The sequence below is a fragment of the Pseudomonas sp. H3(2019) genome, assembly GCF_007713465.1.
In the GTDB taxonomy this organism is placed as follows: domain Bacteria; phylum Pseudomonadota; class Gammaproteobacteria; order Pseudomonadales; family Pseudomonadaceae; genus Aquipseudomonas.
Window position 1 is genome coordinate 116,376 of record NZ_VMSG01000014.1, and the last position, 15,729, is coordinate 132,104.

Below are 15,729 nucleotides of genomic sequence, written 5' to 3' on the forward strand. Positions count from 1 at the left end.
GCCGGCGATGGCGCCCTTGAAATCGCCATCGCGAGCAAGCTTGGCTCCTACAAGTCGGTCATAGCATCAGAACTGCGATTGCAGGTAGTTTTCCAGGCCAACCAATTTGATCAGACCCAACTGCTTCTCCAGCCAGTACGTGTGATCTTCTTCGGTGTCAGCCAATTGAACCCGCAGGATCTCGCGACTGACGTAATCCTTGTGCAGCTCGCAGAGTTCGATGCCTTTGCAGAGCGCGGCACGGACTTTATATTCCAGGCGCAAGTCGGCAGCGAGCATCTCAGGCACCGTAGTGCCAACGTCCAGATCGTCCGGGCGCATGCGTGGCGTGCCTTCCAGCATGAGGATTCGGCGCATCAGCGCATCTGCGTGCTGGGCCTCTTCTTCCATCTCGTGATTGATGCGCTCGTAGAGCTCGGTAAAGCCCCAGTCCTCATACATCCGCGAATGGATGAAATATTGATCACGTGCTGCCAGTTCGCCTGTGAGCAACGTGTTGAGGTAATCGATTACGTCTGGGTGGCCTTGCATCGCCCTACATCTCCCTGCTTGAAAGGCTGTAGTTTGAACCAAGCGGACTGATTGGTCACTCCAATAGCGCGACAAAAGCGAAGATACTCTGAGAAAAGTAGCTTAAATAACGCAAAAACCGCCCAAATGAGGGCGGTTCTGCTTATCGTTTAGACTTAGTTAAGCTGTACACCCAAGGCCTTTGCGATGCCTTCTCCGTAAGCGGCATCCGCTTTGTAGAAGTGCTGCAGTTGACGCTGAACCACATCACTGGAAACGCCCGCCATAGCACCGGCAATGTTGTTGATCAGCAGGGTTTTCTGCTCATCGCTCATCAAGCGGAACAACGCACCGGCGTGGCTGTAGTAATCCGTATCTTCACGGTGATCGTAACGATCGGCCGCGCCGCTCAGGGCCAGTGCTGGCTCTGCGTATTGTGGAGCTTGCTTCGGCGCACCGGCGTAGCTGTTAGGCTCGTAGTTCGGTGTACTGCCACCGTTGCTGCCAAATGCCATGGAACCGTCACGCTGATAGCTGTTGACTGGACTACGTGGCGCATTCACCGGCAATTGCTGGTGATTGGTACCAACGCGGTAGCGATGCGCATCAGCGTAGGCGAATACCCGACCTTGCAGCATACGGTCTGGCGACAAGCCCACACCCGGCACCATGTTGCTTGGACCAAACGCCGCCTGCTCGACTTCAGCGAAGTAGTTCTGCGGATTGCGATTAAGCTCAAGCTCACCGACTTCGATCAACGGGAATTCCTTCTGCGACCAGGTTTTGGTCACATCGAACGGGTTCTCGTAATGCGCCGCGGCCTGGGCCTCGGTCATGATCTGAATGCACACGCGCCATTGCGGGAAGTCACCGCGCTCGATTGCGCCGAACAGGTCGCGTTGAGCGTAATCCGGATCAGTACCGGCCAGGCGTGCAGCTTCTGCCGGCGCCAGGTTCTTGATGCCCTGTTTGGTCTTGTAGTGCCATTTAACCCAGTGACGCTCGCCTTTGGCGCTGATCAGGCTGTAGGTGTGGCTGCCAAAACCGTGCATGTGACGGTAGCCGTCAGGGATGCCGCGATCCGAGAACAGGATGGTGACCTGGTGCAGCGCCTCAGGCGAATGCGACCAGAAGTCCCACATCATCTGTGCGCTTTTCAGGTTGCTTTGCGGCAAACGTTTTTGGGTATGGATAAAGTCCGGGAACTTCAGCGGATCACGAATGAAGAAGACTGGCGTGTTGTTGCCAACAATGTCCCAGTTGCCTTCCTCGGTGTAGAACTTCAGCGCAAAACCACGCGGGTCGCGCTCGGTATCCGCCGAACCGCGCTCGCCACCCACGGTGGAGAATCGCAGGAAGGTCGGGGTTTGCTTGCCAACGGACTCAAACAACTTGGCACTGGTGTATTGGGTAATGTCGCGAGTAACGGTGAACGTACCGTAAGCACCCGAGCCTTTGGCGTGCACGCGGCGCTCCGGGATGTTTTCACGGTTGAAGTGGGCAAGCTTCTCGATCAGATGAAAGTCGTCGAGCAGCAGCGGGCCACGAGGACCGGCGGAGCGGGAATTCTGGTTGTCGGCGACGGGCGCGCCACTGGCGGTAGTAAGCGTTTTATTCTGACTCATGCGATCTCTTCCTGTGTCAGTCTGGGAACTGCCGGCTAATCGGCTTGGGGGGGAGTATTCATCATCAATACGGCATTCACAAATTCATTAACTTGTAGATATCGATAGAAAAATACTAATGACAACCCCATGCATATAGTGCGGACAGGAAAAGGCTTGAAGCTTGTACGTAGAGCGCATTTCTTATAGCCACAAAAAACCGGGCACTAGGCCCGGTTCTTCGTTTCAGACTGACGTCTTACTCAGCGGATACAGCTTCACCGCCGACAGCACGATCAACCAACTCGACGTACGCCATAGGCGCGTTGTCGCCAGCGCGGAAACCGCACTTGAGGATGCGCAGGTAGCCACCCTCACGGGTAGCGTAACGCTTGCCCAGGTCGTTGAAGAGCTTACCAACGATAGCTTTCGAACGAGTACGGTCGAAAGCCAGACGGCGGTTAGCCAGGCTGTCTGTCTTGGCCAAAGTGATCAGCGGCTCAGCAACGCGACGCAGTTCTTTAGCTTTTGGCAGTGTAGTTTTGATCAGCTCGTGCTCGAACAGCGACACCGCCATGTTTTGAAACATGGCCTTGCGGTGCGAGCTCGTGCGGCTCAGGTGACGACCACTTTTACGATGACGCATGGTTCATTCCTTACCAAACACAACGTTCGGTGATTACGACGATCAGGCAGTCGCCTTGTCGTCCTTCTTAAGACTTGCAGGCGGCCAGTTGTCGAGGCGCATGCCGAGGGACAGACCGCGGGAGGCCAGAACGTCCTTGATTTCAGTCAAGGATTTCTTGCCAAGGTTCGGAGTCTTCAACAGTTCTACTTCGGTACGCTGAATCAGGTCGCCGATGTAGTAAATGTTTTCCGCCTTAAGGCAGTTAGCCGAACGTACAGTCAGTTCCAGATCGTCAACCGGGCGAAGCAGGATCGGATCGATCTCGTCTTCTTGCTCGATTACCACTGGTTCGCTGTCACCTTTGAGGTCGACGAACGCAGCCAACTGCTGTTGCAGAATGGTTGCAGCGCGGCGGATAGCCTCTTCAGGATCCAGAGTACCGTTGGTTTCCAGATCAATAACCAGCTTGTCCAGGTTAGTACGCTGTTCGACACGGGCGTTTTCCACCACGTATGCGATACGGCGAACCGGGCTGAACGAAGAGTCAAGCTGCAAGCGACCGATGCTGCGGCTTTCATCTTCATCGCTCTGACGCGAGTCGGCCGGTTCATAACCACGACCACGAGCTACTACTAGCTTCATGTTCAGGGCGCCGTTAGACGCCAGGTTAGCGATTACGTGATCGGGATTAACGATCTCGACATCATGATCCAGCTGAATATCGGCAGCGGTAACCACCCCCGAACCCTTCTTCGACAAGGTCAGCGTAACTTCGTCACGGCCGTGCAGCTTGATAGCCAGACCTTTAAGGTTCAACAGGATTTCAATTACGTCTTCCTGTACACCTTCGATGGCGCTGTACTCGTGGAGCACACCGTCAATCTCGGCCTCGACTACTGCACAGCCGGGCATTGAGGACAACAGGATGCGGCGCAGCGCGTTGCCCAGGGTGTGGCCAAAACCACGCTCGAGAGGCTCGAGAGTGATCTTGGCGCGGGTTGGACTGACAACCTGCACATCAATATGGCGGGGTGTCAGGAACTCATTTACCGAAATCTGCATGGATGCACCTATTTTCTAGCCCTTACTTGGAGTAGAGCTCGACAATCAGGCTTTCGTTGATGTCGGCGGACAGATCACTGCGAGCTGGAACGTTCTTGAAAACGCCCGACTTCTTCTCAGTGTCTACTTCTACCCATTCTACGCGGCCACGTTGGGCACACAGATCGAGAGCTTGGACAATGCGAAGTTGGTTCTTTGCTTTCTCGCGAATCGCGACCACGTCACCAGCACGAACCTGGTAGGACGGAACGTTTACGGTCTGACCGTTAACGCTGACGGATTTGTGCGATACCAGCTGACGGGATTCGGCACGAGTCGAACCAAAGCCCATACGGTATACAACGTTGTCCAGACGGCATTCGAGCAGCTGCAACAGGTTTTCGCCAGTTGCGCCTTTCTTGCCAGCAGCTTCTTTGTAGTAGCCGCTGAATTGACGCTCGAGAACGCCGTAGATACGACGGACCTTCTGCTTTTCACGCAGTTGGGTGCCGTAATCGGACTGGCGACCGCGGCGTTGGCCGTGGATACCAGGTGCTGCTTCAATGTTGCACTTCGATTCGATCGCGCGCACGCCGCTCTTCAGGAAGAGATCGGTGCCTTCGCGACGAGCGAGTTTGCATTTTGGACCAATGTAACGAGCCATTCTTTACAATCTCCTGGATTACACGCGGCGCTTCTTCGGCGGACGGCACCCGTTGTGCGGGATTGGCGTCACGTCGGTGATGCTGGCGATCTTATAGCCACAGCCGTTCAAAGCACGGACAGCGGACTCACGACCTGGACCTGGACCTTTGACGTTAACGTCGAGGTTTTTCAGGCCATATTCCAGCGCAGCTTGACCAGCACGTTCAGCAGCTACTTGAGCAGCAAACGGGGTGGACTTGCGGGAACCGCGGAAACCCGAACCACCGGAGGTAGCCCAGGAAAGAGCGTTACCTTGACGGTCGGTGATGGTCACGATTGTGTTGTTAAAAGACGCGTGGATGTGGGCGATGCCATCAACCACTGTCTTTTTGACTTTTTTACGAGGACGAGCAGCAGGTTTTGCCATGATTAAATTCCTGTCGATTCGCTGGGGCGATTACTTGCGGATCGGCTTACGCGGACCTTTACGGGTACGCGCGTTGGTCTTGGTACGCTGACCGCGTACTGGCAGACCACGACGATGACGCAGACCGCGATAGCAACCGAGGTCCATCAAGCGCTTGATTTTCATGTTGATTTCGCGACGCAGGTCACCTTCAGTGGTGAACTTCGCCACTTCGCCACGCAGCTGTTCAATCTGCTCGTCGCTCAGATCCTTGATCTTTGCGGCTGGGTTTACCCCAGTCACTGCACAGATCTTCTGTGCAGTTGTGCGACCAACACCATAGATGTAGGTCAGCGAGATAACAGTATGCTTGTTATCTGGAATGTTGACGCCTGCAATACGGGCCATTCAGTGGGACTCCAATTGACAGCTACCTACGCCCCGGAAGCCAAGAAATAGGGCGCGAGATAATATCGCTGTAATAACAAATAATCAACCCAGCAGCGCACTAGCTGCTGGGCTTGAAGCACAATCACACTCAGCCTTGGCGCTGTTTGTGACGCGGTTCCGCGCTGCAAATTACTCGAACAACACCTTCGCGGCGAATAATCTTGCAGTTACGGCACAGCTTTTTCACCGATGCACGAACTTTCATCACCAACTCCTCGAACCTTATGGGTCAGCGCAGCATGCCGCTGCCGTAACCCTTCAGGTTGGCTTTCTTCATCAGGGATTCGTACTGGTGCGAAACGAGGTGCGATTGTACTTGGGACATGAAGTCCATCACAACCACGACCACGATCAGCAACGAGGTCCCGCCAAGGTAGAACGGAACGTTTGCTGCAACCACCAGGAACTGGGGCAACAGGCACACGGCCGTCATATAAAGAGCACCGAACATGGTCAAGCGAGTCAGAACGCCATCAATATAGCGCGCAGACTGCTCACCTGGACGGATGCCCGGAATAAAGGCACCGGACTTCTTCAGGTTTTCCGCTACGTCTTTCGGATTGAACATCAACGCCGTATAGAAGAAGCAGAAGAAAATAATCCCTGCACTAAACAGCAGAATATTCAACGGCTGACCAGGAGCGATCGACTGCGAGATGTCCTGCAACCAGCCCATACCTTCAGACTGACCAAACCAGGCACCCAACGAAGCCGGGAACAGCAAAATGCTGCTCGCGAAAATAGCCGGAATAACACCGGCCATGTTCACTTTCAGCGGCAAGTGGCTAGTCTGCGCAGCAAACACCTTGCGGCCCTGCTGACGCTTGGCGTAGTGAACAGCAATACGACGCTGACCACGCTCAATGAACACCACGAAACCGATAATCGCTACTGCCAGCAAACCGATGGCAACCAAGGCGAAGATGTTGATATCACCCTGACGCGCAGACTCGAAAGACTGCCCGATTGCTCTCGGAAGACCGGCGACGATACCCGAAAAAATCAACATCGAGATACCGTTGCCAACACCACGCTCAGTAATCTGCTCACCCAGCCACATCATGAACATCGCACCAGCCACAAACGTGGATACCGCGACGAAATGGAAGCCAAAGTCACCAGTGAACGCAACGCCCTGCCCCGCCAGGCCAATGGACATGCCAATAGCCTGAACGAGAGCGAGGACGACAGTGCCGTAGCGGGTGTACTGGCTGATCTTGCGACGGCCAGCTTCACCTTCCTTCTTCAACTGCTCCAACTGCGGGCTGACGGCTGTCATCAGCTGCATGATGATCGATGCCGAAATGTACGGCATGATCCCCAGTGCAAAGATGCTCATCCGCTCCAGCGCGCCGCCGGAAAACATGTTGAACAAGCTAAGAATGGTCCCCTCATTCTGTCGAAACAGGTCTGCGAGTCGGTCCGGGTTGATACCTGGAACCGGGATGTGTGCGCCTATTCGGTAGACGATAATCGCCAGGAACAGAAAACGCAGACGAGCCCAGAGTTCAGACATACCGCCTTTGCCGAGCGCAGAGAGAGCACCTTGCTTAGCCATTTATTCCTCGAACTTGCCGCCAGCTGCTTCGATAGCCGCACGCGCACCTTTGGTGGCGCCGATTCCCTTTCCGATGGTGACAGCGCGAGTAACTTCGCCGGACAGCATGATTTTCACACGCTGAACGTTGACGTTGATCACGTTGGCATCTTTCAGGGACTGCACGGTGACGATGTCGCCTTCCACTTTAGCCAGCTCGGACAGACGCACTTCTGCGCGGTCCATGGCCTTCAGGGAAACGAAACCGAACTTCGGCAGGCGACGATGCAGCGGCTGTTGACCGCCTTCAAAGCCTGGAGCAATGGTGCCACCGGAGCGGGAGGTTTGACCTTTGTGACCACGGCCACCAGTCTTACCCAAACCACTACCGATACCACGGCCCGGACGATGCTTTTCGCGACGGGAACCCGGCGCTGGACTCAGATCATTGAGTTTCATCGATTAACCCTCGACACGCAGCATGTAGTAAGCCTTGTTGATCATCCCGCGATTCTCGGGAGTATCCAGCACTTCTACAGTGTGACCGATGCGACGCAGACCCAGACCCTTAACGCACAGTTTGTGGTTAGGGATGCGGCCGGTCATGCTTTTGATCAGCGTTACTTTAACGGTAGCCATGATCAGAAGATCTCCTTGACGCTTTTGCCACGCTTGGCGGCAATGGATTCAGGAGACTGCATAGCTTTCAAACCTTTGAAAGTGGCGTGAACCACGTTTACCGGGTTAGTCGAGCCGTAGCACTTGGCCAGAACGTTCTGAACGCCAGCAACTTCGAGGACAGCACGCATAGCGCCGCCAGCGATGATACCGGTACCTTCAGAAGCAGGCTGCATGTACACCTTCGAAGCGCCGTGAGCGGACTTCATTGCGTACTGCAGAGTGGTGCCGTTCAGATCAACTTGGATCATGTTGCGGCGAGCAGCTTCCATTGCCTTCTGGATCGCAGCAGGCACTTCACGCGACTTGCCACGGCCGAAGCCAACGCGCCCTTTACCATCACCAACCACGGTCAACGCGGTGAAAGTGAAGATACGGCCGCCTTTAACGGTTTTGGCTACGCGGTTAACTTGAACCAGCTTCTCGATGTAGCCTTCGTCGCGCTTTTGGTCGTTATTTGACATAACTTAGAACTCCAGCCCAGCTTCACGAGCAGCATCAGCCAGCGCCTTGACGCGGCCGTGGTACTTGAAGCCAGAGCGGTCGAAAGCCACCTGCGAGACGCCAGCGGCTTTAGCACGCGTAGCGACCAGCTGGCCAACCTTAGTGGCCGCGTCGATGTTGCCAGTGGCACCATCACGCAGTTCTTTATCCAAAGTCGAGGCACTTGCCAGGACTTTGTTGCCGTCGGCCGAAATGACCTGGGCGTAGATGTGCTGCGACGAACGGAACACGCAGAGACGCACGACTTCGAGTTCGTGCATTTTCAGGCGTGCTTTGCGAGCGCGACGCAGTCGAGTAACTTTTTTGTCGGTCATTTGCTATGCCCTACTTCTTCTTGGCTTCTTTACGACGGACGACTTCGTCCGCGTAGCGCACACCTTTGCCTTTGTACGGCTCTGGTGGACGGAAGTCGCGGATCTCGGCGGCCACTTGACCTACCAGCTGCTTGTCGATGCCCTTGATCAGGATATCGGTCTGGCTAGGAGTCTCAGCGGTGATGCCTTCCGGCAGTTCATAATCCACTGGGTGCGAGAAGCCAAGAGCCAGGTTCAGCACTGTGCCTTTTGCTTGCGCTTTGTAACCAACACCGACCAGCTGGAGCTTGCGCTCGAAGCCTTGGCTTACGCCTTGGACCATGTTGTTTACCAACGCACGAGTGGTACCAGCCATTGCGCGAGTTTGTTGATCGCCATTGCGAGCAGCGAAACGCAGCTCACCAGCTTCTTCAACGATCTCAACGGACGAATGGATGTTCAGTTCGAGAGTGCCCTTGGCACCCTTCACCGAAAGCTGTTGGCCTGCGAATTTAACTTCGACACCGGCTGGCAGCTTAACGGGGTTCTTAGCGACGCGAGACATGCTTATCCCCCCTTAGAACACAGTGCAAAGAACTTCGCCGCCGACACCGGCAGCGCGCGCAGCACGATCCGTCATCACACCTTTGTTGGTGGAGACGATAGACACACCGAGACCGCCACGAACTTTTGGCAGATCATCGACGGACTTGTACTGACGCAGGCCTGGACGGCTAACGCGCTTCACTTCCTCGATGACCGGACGGCCTTCGAAGTACTTCAGCTCGATGGACAGCAGTGGTTTGATTTCGCTGCTGATCTGATAACCCGCGATGTAACCTTCGTCCTTCAGGACTTTAGCTACAGCCACCTTCAACGTGGAAGACGGCATGCTTACGACGGACTTTTCAGCCATCTGGGCATTACGGATTCGAGTTAGCATGTCCGCTAACGGGTCCTGCATACTCATGGGCTAGACGCTCCTAATACAAAAAAATAAGCCTTGCGGCTACTACCTTCGCCGAGAAACTCCGCACGAAAAAAGCACGGGCTCAGGCGAGCCGGGTATTCTAGACACACCCCACAAATGAATCAAGCCCCAATAGGGGCCTGATTCAAGTTCAAGGTCACCGGTGGTCAGGATCTTGCGACCCCGAGCACCGAGACTTTGATAGTGCTTACCAGCTGGCTTTAACCAGACCAGGTACGTCACCACGCATTGCCGCTTCACGCAGTTTGTTACGGCCGAGGCCGAACTTGCGGTAAACGCCGTGTGGACGACCGGTCAGGCGGCAGCGGTTACGCATGCGCGAAGCGCTTGCGTCACGTGGCTGCTTCTGCAGAGCTACTGTAGCTTCCCAACGCGCTTCTGGACTTGCGTTCAGATCAACGATGATAGCTTTCAGTGCTGCACGCTTTTTGGCGTACTTGGCAACCGTGAGCTGACGCTTCAGCTCGCGGTTTTTCATGCTCATCTTGGCCATTTTCCTACTCCAATCAGTTGCGGAACGGGAATTTGAAAGCACGCAGCAATGCGCGACCTTCGTCATCGTTCTTGGCAGTGGTGGTCAGGGTAATGTCCAGACCGCGGAGAGCATCGATCTTGTCGTAATCGATTTCCGGAAAAATGATCTGCTCTTTTACGCCCATGCTGTAGTTACCACGACCATCGAAGGACTTGGCATTCAGGCCGCGGAAGTCGCGAACCCGAGGCAGGGAGATCGACAGCAGACGATCCAGGAACTCGTACATACGCTCACGGCGCAGGGTCACTTTGACGCCGATCGGCCAACCTTCACGGACTTTAAAGCCAGCGATGGATTTCCGAGCGTAGGTCACAACGACTTTCTGGCCGGTGATCTTTTCCAGGTCAGCAACAGCGTGCTCGATGACTTTTTTGTCGCCGATCGCTTCGCCCAGACCCATGTTCAGGGTGATTTTGGTAACGCGCGGAACTTCCATCACGTTCGAAAGCTTAAGTTCTTCCTTAAGTTTCGGTGCGATTTCCTTCCGGTAAATCTCTTTTAGTCGTGCCATGGTCTTCTACCTAGCAGTGTTCAAGCATCAACCGCTTTTTGGGTCGACTTGAAGACACGAATTTTCTTGCCGTCTTCTACTTTGAAACCAACGCGGTCAGCCTTGTTGGTTTCGCCGTTGAAAATGGCGACGTTGGAAGCGTGCAGTGGCGCTTCTTTTTCGACGATACCGCCTTGTACGCCCGACATCGGGTTAGGCTTGGTATGACGCTTAACCAGGTTCAGGCCACCAACGACCAGACGGTCGTCAGCGAGAACCTTAAGCACCTTACCGCGCTTACCTTTGTCTTTGCCGGCGATCACGATGATCTCGTCGTCACGACGAATCTTTTGCATGTCGGATCTCCTTACAGCACTTCTGGGGCGAGCGAGACGATCTTCATGAACTTCTCAGTACGAAGTTCACGGGTCACTGGCCCAAAGATACGGGTGCCGATCGGCTCTTGCTTGTTGTTCAGAAGAACAGCAGCGTTGCCATCAAAGCGGATAATGGAGCCATCAGCACGACGAACGCCGTGACGAGTGCGGACTACAACAGCAGTCATCACTTGGCCTTTTTTCACTTTACCGCGAGGAATTGCTTCCTTGACGGTAACTTTGATGATGTCACCGATACCAGCGTAACGACGATGGGAGCCACCCAGCACCTTGATGCACATAACACGGCGAGCGCCGCTGTTATCGGCCACATCGAGCATGGATTGAGTCTGAATCATATAATTTCTCCGACCCCTAGTCCTTAGACTTCCACAGCGCGTTCGAGAACATCAACCAGCGCCCAAGACTTGGTCTTGGCCAAAGGACGAGTTTCACGAATAGTGACTTTGTCGCCGATGTGGCACTGATTGGTTTCGTCGTGCGCGTGCAGCTTAGTCGAACGCTTAACGTATTTACCGTAGATCGGGTGCTTTACGCGACGCTCGATCAGAACGGTGATGGTCTTGTCCATTTTGTCGCTGACAACACGGCCAGTCAGCGTACGGACGGTTTTTTCGGCTTCAGCCATGATTACTTACCTGCCTGCTGTTTGAGCACAGTCTTCACGCGAGCGATGTCACGCTTAACTTGCCGGAGCAGGTGAGACTGCCCCAACTGGCCAGTTGCTTTCTGCATACGCAGATTGAACTGGTCGCGCAACAGGCCGAGCAGTTGCTCGTTTAGCTGTGGCGCGTCTTTTTCACGAAGTTCATTCGCTTTCATCACATCACCGTCCGTTTAACAAAGGAGGTGGCGAGCGGCAGCTTTGCAGCAGCCAGGGCGAAAGCCTCACGCGCCAGCTCTTCAGAAACGCCCTCGATTTCATACAGGACTTTGCCTGGCTGAATCTGGGCAACCCAGTACTCCACGTTACCCTTACCTTTACCCATCCGAACTTCGAGTGGCTTTTTGGTGACAGGCTTGTCCGGGAATACACGGATCCAGATCTTGCCGCCACGTTTTACGTGACGGGTCAGAGCACGACGCGCTGACTCGATCTGACGAGCGGTGAGACGACCACGAGCAACAGACTTCAGCGCGAACTCGCCGAAGCTGACTTTGCTACCGCGCAATGCCAGACCACGGTTGTGGCCAGTCATCTGCTTGCGGAACTTCGTACGCTTTGGTTGCAACATTTGGCGTACCCCTTACTTAGCAGCTTTTTTACGAGGCGCTGGTGCTTGTGGTTTCAGCTCTTCTTGGCGACCACCAATTACTTCGCCTTTGAAGATCCAAACCTTTACACCGATCACACCGTAGGTGGTGTGAGCTTCGTAGTTGGCATAGTCGATGTCGGCACGCAGGGTGTGCAATGGCACACGACCTTCGCGATACCATTCAGTACGTGCGATTTCAGCACCGCCGAGACGACCGCTCACTTGGATTTTGATGCCTTTGGCACCAATGCGCATGGCGTTTTGTACAGCGCGCTTCATAGCGCGACGGAACATAACGCGACGCTCCAGCTGCTGAGCTACGCTCTGCGCAACCAGCATACCGTCGAGTTCCGGCTTGCGGATCTCTTCGATATTGATGTGCACAGGCACACCCATTTGCTTGGTCAGGTCCTGACGCAGTTTCTCAACATCTTCACCTTTCTTCCCGATAACGATACCTGGACGAGCGGTGTGGATGGTGATACGTGCAGTTTGGGCCGGACGATGGATATCGATACGGCTTACGGACGCGCTTTTTAGTTTGTCTTGGAGATACTCACGCACCTTCAGATCAGCGAACAAGTAGTCCGCATAAGTCCGACCGTCTGCGTACCAGACGGAGGTGTGCTCCTTGACGATTCCCAGGCGAATGCCAATGGGATGTACTTTCTGACCCATCTCTTCGACTCCGTTACTTGTCAGCAACCTTGACAGTGATATGGCAAGACCGCTTGACGATGCGATCAGCACGGCCTTTGGCACGTGGCATGATGCGCTTCAGCGAACGCCCTTCGTTGACGAAAACGGTGCTGACTTTAAGGTCATCAACGTCTGCGCCTTCGTTATGCTCGGCGTTGGCTACGGCCGACTCCAGCACTTTCTTCATGATCTCGGCGGCTTTCTTACTGCTGAAAGCCAACAGGTTGAGCGCTTCGCCCACCTTCTTCCCGCGGATCTGGTCGGCGACCAAGCGGGCTTTCTGGGCGGAGATTCGAGCGCCCGACAACTTAGCGGCTACTTCCATTTCCTAACCCCTTAACGCTTGGCTTTCTTGTCAGCCACGTGCCCACGATATGTGCGGGTACCGGCGAACTCGCCCAGTTTGTGGCCGACCATGTCTTCGTTAACGAGAACTGGGACGTGTTGACGACCGTTGTGTACTGCGATGGTCAGACCGACCATTTGTGGCAGGATCATGGAACGGCGCGACCAGGTCTTAACTGGTTTGCGATCGTTCTTTTCCGCCGCCACTTCGATCTTCTTCAGTAGGTGAAGATCGATAAAAGGACCTTTTTTCAGAGAACGTGGCACTGTCGTATCCCTCTATTTACTTGCGACGACGGACGATCATTTTGTCGGTACGCTTATTACCACGAGTCTTCGCGCCCTTAGTCGGGAAGCCCCATGGCGATACCGGATGACGACCACCAGAGGTACGACCTTCACCACCACCATGTGGGTGGTCAACCGGGTTCATGGCAACACCACGAACGGTTGGGCGAACGCCACGCCAGCGTTTGGCACCAGCTTTACCCAGCGAACGCAGGCTGTGCTCGGAGTTCGAGACTTCGCCCAGGGTCGCACGGCATTCAGCCAGCACTTTACGCATCTCACCAGAACGCAGACGCAGGGTCACGTAGACACCTTCACGAGCGATCAGCTGAGCCGAAGCACCAGCGGAACGAGCGATTTGCGCGCCTTTACCTGGCTTCAATTCGATGCCGTGTACGGTGCTACCAACTGGAATGTTACGCAGTTGCAGAGCGTTGCCCGGCTTGATCGGCGCCAGAGCACCTGCGATCAGCTGGTCGCCAGCGCTCACGCCTTTAGGGGCGATGATGTAGCGACGCTCGCCATCTGCGTACAGCAGCAGAGCGATGTGAGCAGTACGGTTTGGATCGTATTCGATACGCTCGACAGTGGCAGCGATGCCATCTTTGTCGTTACGACGGAAGTCGACCAGACGATAATGCTGCTTATGACCACCACCGATGTGACGAGTGGTAATACGGCCATTGTTGTTACGACCACCAGACTTCGATTTTTTCTCGAGCAGCGGTGCGTGAGGAGCGCCTTTATGCAGCTCCTGGTTGACCACCTTGACCACAAAACGGCGGCCAGGGGAAGTCGGTTTGCATTTAACGATTGCCATGATGCACCCCTTCCTTACTCAGCACTGCTGCTGAAATCGAGATCTTGGCCTGGCTGAAGGGAGATAACTGCCTTCTTCCAGTCATTACGCTTGCCCAGACCGCGAGCAGTGCGCTTGCTCTTACCCAGAACATTCAGGGTAGTAACACGCTCTACTTTCACGCTGAACAGGCTTTCGACGGCCTTCTTGATTTCCAGCTTGGTTGCGTCAGTAGCAACCTTGAAAACGAACTGGCCTTTCTTGTCTGCCAGAACCGTAGCCTTCTCGGAAACGTGCGGGCCAAGCAGAACTTTAAATACGCGTTCCTGGTTCATCCCAGCAGCTCCTCGAATTTCTTCACGGCCGACACGGTGATCAACACCTTGTCGTATGCGATCAGACTAACTGGATCGGAACCTTGCACGTCACGTACATCAACGTGTGGCAGGTTACGAGCAGCCAGGTACAGGTTCTGATCAACAGCATCGGACACGATCAGGACATCAGTCAGACCCATGCCATTCAGCTTGTTCAGCAGATCTTTGGTTTTCGGTGCTTCAACAGCGAAGTCCTGAACCACGACCAGACGATCAGTACGCACCAGCTCAGCAAGGATGGAACGCATTGCTGCGCGATACATCTTCTTGTTCAGCTTTTGGGAGTGATCCTGTGGACGAGCTGCGAAAGTGGTACCGCCGCCGCGCCAGATTGGGCTACGGATAGTACCAGCACGAGCACGGCCAGTACCTTTCTGACGCCATGGGCGCTTACCGCCACCAGAAACGTCGGAACGGGTCTTTTGCTGCTTGCTACCTTGACGGCCGCCAGCCATGTAGGCCACGACTGCTTGGTGAACCAGCGTCTCGTTGAACTCGCCGCCAAATGTCAGTTCGGAAACTTCGATCGCTTGAGCGTCATTTACATTTAATTGCATGTCAGCTTCCCCTTAACCGCGAGCCTTGGCTGCTGGACGTACAACCAGGTTGCCGCCAGTAGCGCCAGGAACAGCGCCCTTGACCAACAACAGATTGCGTTCAGCGTCCACGCGCACTACTTCCAGGGACTGCACGGTCACGCGCTCAGCGCCCATATGACCGGACATTTTTTTGCCCTTGAATACACGACCAGGAGTCTGGCACTGGCCGATAGAGCCTGGGACGCGGTGGGATACGGAGTTACCGTGGGTGTTATCTTGCCCGCGGAAATTCCAACGCTTGATCGTACCCTGGAAGCCTTTACCCTTGGACTGACCGGTTACATCAACCAGTTGGCCAGCGGCGAAGATTTCAGCGTTGATCAGATCGCCGGCCTGGTACTCGCCTTCTTCAAGGCGGAATTCCATTACGGTACGACCAGCGGCAACGTTCGCTTTAGCGAAGTGGCCAGCCTGAGCAGCTGTTACACGCGAAGCACGACGCTCGCCGACAGTGACTTGCACTGCACGATAGCCATCGGTTTCTTCAGTTTTGAACTGGGTGACGCGATTCGGCTCGATCTCAATGACCGTGACCGGAATGGAGACACCTTCTTCGGTGAAAATACGGGTCATACCGCATTTACGACCGACTACACCAATAGTCATGTTGTAAACCTCATGAGTGTACGGGGCTTTCACCCGCTATGGCCGCCCAT

General features: G+C 54.8%; 29 protein-coding genes. All 29 read right to left on the reverse strand.

Annotated elements, in window-relative coordinates; all coding sequences use genetic code 11:
* Positions 1 to 66 precede the first annotated feature (66 nt).
* A complete protein-coding gene (bfr, locus tag FPT12_RS15755; protein WP_054594275.1) occupies positions 67 to 531 on the reverse strand; it encodes a bacterioferritin in 465 nt (154 codons plus the stop codon).
* Positions 532 to 686: 155 nt separating this feature from the next.
* Positions 687 to 2,135 carry a catalase gene (locus FPT12_RS15760; RefSeq protein ID WP_145017331.1) on the reverse strand — a complete coding sequence of 483 codons (1,449 nt, stop codon included), beginning with the start codon at positions 2,133 to 2,135 and terminating at the stop codon, positions 687 to 689.
* Positions 2,136 to 2,373: 238 nt separating this feature from the next.
* Positions 2,374 to 2,760 carry a 50S ribosomal protein L17 gene (gene rplQ / locus FPT12_RS15765; RefSeq protein ID WP_007924175.1) on the reverse strand — a complete coding sequence of 129 codons (387 nt, stop codon included), beginning with the start codon at positions 2,758 to 2,760 and terminating at the stop codon, positions 2,374 to 2,376.
* Positions 2,761 to 2,802: 42 nt separating this feature from the next.
* Complete coding sequence (rpoA, locus tag FPT12_RS15770) at positions 2,803 to 3,804, reverse strand: DNA-directed RNA polymerase subunit alpha (RefSeq protein WP_007924176.1); 1,002 nt, start codon at positions 3,802 to 3,804, stop codon at positions 2,803 to 2,805.
* A 22-nt stretch (positions 3,805 to 3,826) separates the two neighbouring features.
* On the reverse strand, positions 3,827 to 4,447 hold the full coding sequence (gene rpsD, locus FPT12_RS15775; protein ID WP_003210056.1) for a 30S ribosomal protein S4: 621 nt from the start codon (positions 4,445 to 4,447) through the stop codon (positions 3,827 to 3,829).
* An 18-nt stretch (positions 4,448 to 4,465) separates the two neighbouring features.
* The gene (rpsK, locus tag FPT12_RS15780; RefSeq protein ID WP_002555466.1) at positions 4,466 to 4,855 is read right to left on the reverse strand and encodes a 30S ribosomal protein S11; all 390 of its coding nucleotides are present in this window, start codon (positions 4,853 to 4,855) and stop codon (positions 4,466 to 4,468) included.
* A 30-nt stretch (positions 4,856 to 4,885) separates the two neighbouring features.
* The gene (gene rpsM, locus FPT12_RS15785) at positions 4,886 to 5,242 is read right to left on the reverse strand and encodes a 30S ribosomal protein S13 (RefSeq protein WP_003186020.1); all 357 of its coding nucleotides are present in this window, start codon (positions 5,240 to 5,242) and stop codon (positions 4,886 to 4,888) included.
* Between the two features lie 130 nt (positions 5,243 to 5,372).
* Entirely contained in the window at positions 5,373 to 5,489 is a 117-nt protein-coding gene (rpmJ, locus tag FPT12_RS15790) for a 50S ribosomal protein L36 (RefSeq protein ID WP_002555468.1), read from the reverse strand.
* Positions 5,490 to 5,513: 24 nt separating this feature from the next.
* The gene (gene secY, locus FPT12_RS15795) at positions 5,514 to 6,842 is read right to left on the reverse strand and encodes a preprotein translocase subunit SecY (RefSeq protein ID WP_003228718.1); all 1,329 of its coding nucleotides are present in this window, start codon (positions 6,840 to 6,842) and stop codon (positions 5,514 to 5,516) included.
* Positions 6,843 to 7,280 carry a 50S ribosomal protein L15 gene (rplO, locus tag FPT12_RS15800; protein ID WP_003228720.1) on the reverse strand — a complete coding sequence of 146 codons (438 nt, stop codon included), beginning with the start codon at positions 7,278 to 7,280 and terminating at the stop codon, positions 6,843 to 6,845.
* Positions 7,281 to 7,283: 3 nt separating this feature from the next.
* Positions 7,284 to 7,460 (reverse strand): 50S ribosomal protein L30, encoded by a 177-nt coding sequence (gene rpmD / locus FPT12_RS15805; protein WP_003186033.1) that lies wholly within the window; start codon positions 7,458 to 7,460, stop codon positions 7,284 to 7,286.
* A 2-nt stretch (positions 7,461 to 7,462) separates the two neighbouring features.
* A complete protein-coding gene (rpsE, locus tag FPT12_RS15810; RefSeq protein WP_003186035.1) occupies positions 7,463 to 7,963 on the reverse strand; it encodes a 30S ribosomal protein S5 in 501 nt (166 codons plus the stop codon).
* A gap of 3 nt (positions 7,964 to 7,966) precedes the next feature.
* Positions 7,967 to 8,317, reverse strand: a complete 351-nt coding sequence (gene rplR / locus FPT12_RS15815; RefSeq protein WP_003186037.1) for a 50S ribosomal protein L18 — start codon at positions 8,315 to 8,317, stop codon at positions 7,967 to 7,969.
* Between the two features lie 10 nt (positions 8,318 to 8,327).
* The gene (gene rplF / locus FPT12_RS15820; protein ID WP_003176412.1) at positions 8,328 to 8,861 is read right to left on the reverse strand and encodes a 50S ribosomal protein L6; all 534 of its coding nucleotides are present in this window, start codon (positions 8,859 to 8,861) and stop codon (positions 8,328 to 8,330) included.
* A 12-nt stretch (positions 8,862 to 8,873) separates the two neighbouring features.
* Complete coding sequence (rpsH, locus tag FPT12_RS15825) at positions 8,874 to 9,266, reverse strand: 30S ribosomal protein S8 (protein WP_003186040.1); 393 nt, start codon at positions 9,264 to 9,266, stop codon at positions 8,874 to 8,876.
* A gap of 208 nt (positions 9,267 to 9,474) precedes the next feature.
* Positions 9,475 to 9,780 carry a 30S ribosomal protein S14 gene (rpsN, locus tag FPT12_RS15830; protein WP_003176414.1) on the reverse strand — a complete coding sequence of 102 codons (306 nt, stop codon included), beginning with the start codon at positions 9,778 to 9,780 and terminating at the stop codon, positions 9,475 to 9,477.
* Between the two features lie 13 nt (positions 9,781 to 9,793).
* Positions 9,794 to 10,333: a 50S ribosomal protein L5 gene (gene rplE / locus FPT12_RS15835; protein WP_003210069.1), complete on the reverse strand. Its 540-nt coding sequence runs from the start codon at positions 10,331 to 10,333 to the stop codon at positions 9,794 to 9,796.
* A gap of 20 nt (positions 10,334 to 10,353) precedes the next feature.
* Entirely contained in the window at positions 10,354 to 10,668 is a 315-nt protein-coding gene (gene rplX / locus FPT12_RS15840) for a 50S ribosomal protein L24 (protein ID WP_007896770.1), read from the reverse strand.
* Between the two features lie 11 nt (positions 10,669 to 10,679).
* A complete protein-coding gene (rplN, locus tag FPT12_RS15845; RefSeq protein WP_002555479.1) occupies positions 10,680 to 11,048 on the reverse strand; it encodes a 50S ribosomal protein L14 in 369 nt (122 codons plus the stop codon).
* A 23-nt stretch (positions 11,049 to 11,071) separates the two neighbouring features.
* Positions 11,072 to 11,338, reverse strand: a complete 267-nt coding sequence (rpsQ, locus tag FPT12_RS15850) for a 30S ribosomal protein S17 (protein WP_003176419.1) — start codon at positions 11,336 to 11,338, stop codon at positions 11,072 to 11,074.
* A 2-nt stretch (positions 11,339 to 11,340) separates the two neighbouring features.
* Positions 11,341 to 11,532, reverse strand: a complete 192-nt coding sequence (rpmC, locus tag FPT12_RS15855; RefSeq protein WP_008030901.1) for a 50S ribosomal protein L29 — start codon at positions 11,530 to 11,532, stop codon at positions 11,341 to 11,343.
* Positions 11,532 to 11,945, reverse strand: coding sequence for a 50S ribosomal protein L16 (gene rplP, locus FPT12_RS15860; RefSeq protein WP_003186052.1), 414 nt, complete (start codon positions 11,943 to 11,945; stop codon positions 11,532 to 11,534). The genes rpmC and rplP overlap by 1 nt, the downstream gene beginning before the upstream one ends.
* A 12-nt stretch (positions 11,946 to 11,957) precedes the next feature.
* Positions 11,958 to 12,644 (reverse strand): 30S ribosomal protein S3, encoded by a 687-nt coding sequence (rpsC, locus tag FPT12_RS15865; RefSeq protein WP_003176422.1) that lies wholly within the window; start codon positions 12,642 to 12,644, stop codon positions 11,958 to 11,960.
* A gap of 13 nt (positions 12,645 to 12,657) precedes the next feature.
* Positions 12,658 to 12,990, reverse strand: coding sequence for a 50S ribosomal protein L22 (gene rplV / locus FPT12_RS15870; RefSeq protein WP_003103908.1), 333 nt, complete (start codon positions 12,988 to 12,990; stop codon positions 12,658 to 12,660).
* Between the two features lie 11 nt (positions 12,991 to 13,001).
* Entirely contained in the window at positions 13,002 to 13,277 is a 276-nt protein-coding gene (gene rpsS / locus FPT12_RS15875) for a 30S ribosomal protein S19 (protein WP_002555486.1), read from the reverse strand.
* A 16-nt stretch (positions 13,278 to 13,293) separates the two neighbouring features.
* Positions 13,294 to 14,118 (reverse strand): 50S ribosomal protein L2, encoded by an 825-nt coding sequence (gene rplB, locus FPT12_RS15880; protein WP_003186055.1) that lies wholly within the window; start codon positions 14,116 to 14,118, stop codon positions 13,294 to 13,296.
* A 14-nt stretch (positions 14,119 to 14,132) separates the two neighbouring features.
* Positions 14,133 to 14,432 (reverse strand): 50S ribosomal protein L23, encoded by a 300-nt coding sequence (gene rplW / locus FPT12_RS15885; protein WP_002555488.1) that lies wholly within the window; start codon positions 14,430 to 14,432, stop codon positions 14,133 to 14,135.
* Positions 14,429 to 15,031, reverse strand: coding sequence for a 50S ribosomal protein L4 (gene rplD, locus FPT12_RS15890; RefSeq protein ID WP_003186057.1), 603 nt, complete (start codon positions 15,029 to 15,031; stop codon positions 14,429 to 14,431). Before rplD ends, rplW begins: the two co-directional genes overlap by 4 nt.
* Before the next feature lie 12 nt (positions 15,032 to 15,043).
* Complete coding sequence (gene rplC / locus FPT12_RS15895; protein WP_003186059.1) at positions 15,044 to 15,679, reverse strand: 50S ribosomal protein L3; 636 nt, start codon at positions 15,677 to 15,679, stop codon at positions 15,044 to 15,046.
* Positions 15,680 to 15,729: the final 50 nt, after the last annotated feature.

Bases quoted from the DNA above. Each gene is read 5' to 3' on its own strand.
- rpsH (WP_003186040.1), bottom strand. From the start codon at position 9,266: ATGAGTATGCAGGACCCGTTAGCGGACATGCTAACTCGAATCCGTAAT.
- rpsE (WP_003186035.1), bottom strand. From the start codon at position 7,963: ATGTCAAATAACGACCAAAAGCGCGACGAAGGCTACATCGAGAAGCTG.
- rplQ (WP_007924175.1), bottom strand. From the start codon at position 2,760: ATGCGTCATCGTAAAAGTGGTCGTCACCTGAGCCGCACGAGCTCGCAC.
- rpsN (WP_003176414.1), bottom strand. From the start codon at position 9,780: ATGGCCAAGATGAGCATGAAAAACCGCGAGCTGAAGCGTCAGCTCACG.
- rpsK (WP_002555466.1), bottom strand. From the start codon at position 4,855: ATGGCAAAACCTGCTGCTCGTCCTCGTAAAAAAGTCAAAAAGACAGTG.
- rplX (WP_007896770.1), bottom strand. From the start codon at position 10,668: ATGCAAAAGATTCGTCGTGACGACGAGATCATCGTGATCGCCGGCAAA.
- secY (WP_003228718.1), bottom strand. From the start codon at position 6,842: ATGGCTAAGCAAGGTGCTCTCTCTGCGCTCGGCAAAGGCGGTATGTCT.
- rpmD (WP_003186033.1), bottom strand. From the start codon at position 7,460: ATGGCTACCGTTAAAGTAACGCTGATCAAAAGCATGACCGGCCGCATC.
- rplN (WP_002555479.1), bottom strand. From the start codon at position 11,048: ATGATTCAGACTCAATCCATGCTCGATGTGGCCGATAACAGCGGCGCT.
- rplO (WP_003228720.1), bottom strand. From the start codon at position 7,280: ATGAAACTCAATGATCTGAGTCCAGCGCCGGGTTCCCGTCGCGAAAAG.
- FPT12_RS15760 (WP_145017331.1), bottom strand. From the start codon at position 2,135: ATGAGTCAGAATAAAACGCTTACTACCGCCAGTGGCGCGCCCGTCGCC.
- bfr (WP_054594275.1), bottom strand. From the start codon at position 531: ATGCAAGGCCACCCAGACGTAATCGATTACCTCAACACGTTGCTCACA.
- rplF (WP_003176412.1), bottom strand. From the start codon at position 8,861: ATGTCTCGCGTCGCTAAGAACCCCGTTAAGCTGCCAGCCGGTGTCGAA.
- rplP (WP_003186052.1), bottom strand. From the start codon at position 11,945: ATGTTGCAACCAAAGCGTACGAAGTTCCGCAAGCAGATGACTGGCCAC.
- rplE (WP_003210069.1), bottom strand. From the start codon at position 10,333: ATGGCACGACTAAAAGAGATTTACCGGAAGGAAATCGCACCGAAACTT.
- rpsC (WP_003176422.1), bottom strand. From the start codon at position 12,644: ATGGGTCAGAAAGTACATCCCATTGGCATTCGCCTGGGAATCGTCAAG.
- rpmJ (WP_002555468.1), bottom strand. From the start codon at position 5,489: ATGAAAGTTCGTGCATCGGTGAAAAAGCTGTGCCGTAACTGCAAGATT.
- rpoA (WP_007924176.1), bottom strand. From the start codon at position 3,804: ATGCAGATTTCGGTAAATGAGTTCCTGACACCCCGCCATATTGATGTG.
- rplV (WP_003103908.1), bottom strand. From the start codon at position 12,990: ATGGAAGTAGCCGCTAAGTTGTCGGGCGCTCGAATCTCCGCCCAGAAA.
- rpmC (WP_008030901.1), bottom strand. From the start codon at position 11,532: ATGAAAGCGAATGAACTTCGTGAAAAAGACGCGCCACAGCTAAACGAG.
- rplR (WP_003186037.1), bottom strand. From the start codon at position 8,317: ATGACCGACAAAAAAGTTACTCGACTGCGTCGCGCTCGCAAAGCACGC.
- rpsQ (WP_003176419.1), bottom strand. From the start codon at position 11,338: ATGGCTGAAGCCGAAAAAACCGTCCGTACGCTGACTGGCCGTGTTGTC.
- rplC (WP_003186059.1), bottom strand. From the start codon at position 15,679: ATGACTATTGGTGTAGTCGGTCGTAAATGCGGTATGACCCGTATTTTC.
- rpsD (WP_003210056.1), bottom strand. From the start codon at position 4,447: ATGGCTCGTTACATTGGTCCAAAATGCAAACTCGCTCGTCGCGAAGGC.
- rplD (WP_003186057.1), bottom strand. From the start codon at position 15,031: ATGCAATTAAATGTAAATGACGCTCAAGCGATCGAAGTTTCCGAACTG.
- rplB (WP_003186055.1), bottom strand. From the start codon at position 14,118: ATGGCAATCGTTAAATGCAAACCGACTTCCCCTGGCCGCCGTTTTGTG.
- rpsM (WP_003186020.1), bottom strand. From the start codon at position 5,242: ATGGCCCGTATTGCAGGCGTCAACATTCCAGATAACAAGCATACTGTT.
- rplW (WP_002555488.1), bottom strand. From the start codon at position 14,432: ATGAACCAGGAACGCGTATTTAAAGTTCTGCTTGGCCCGCACGTTTCC.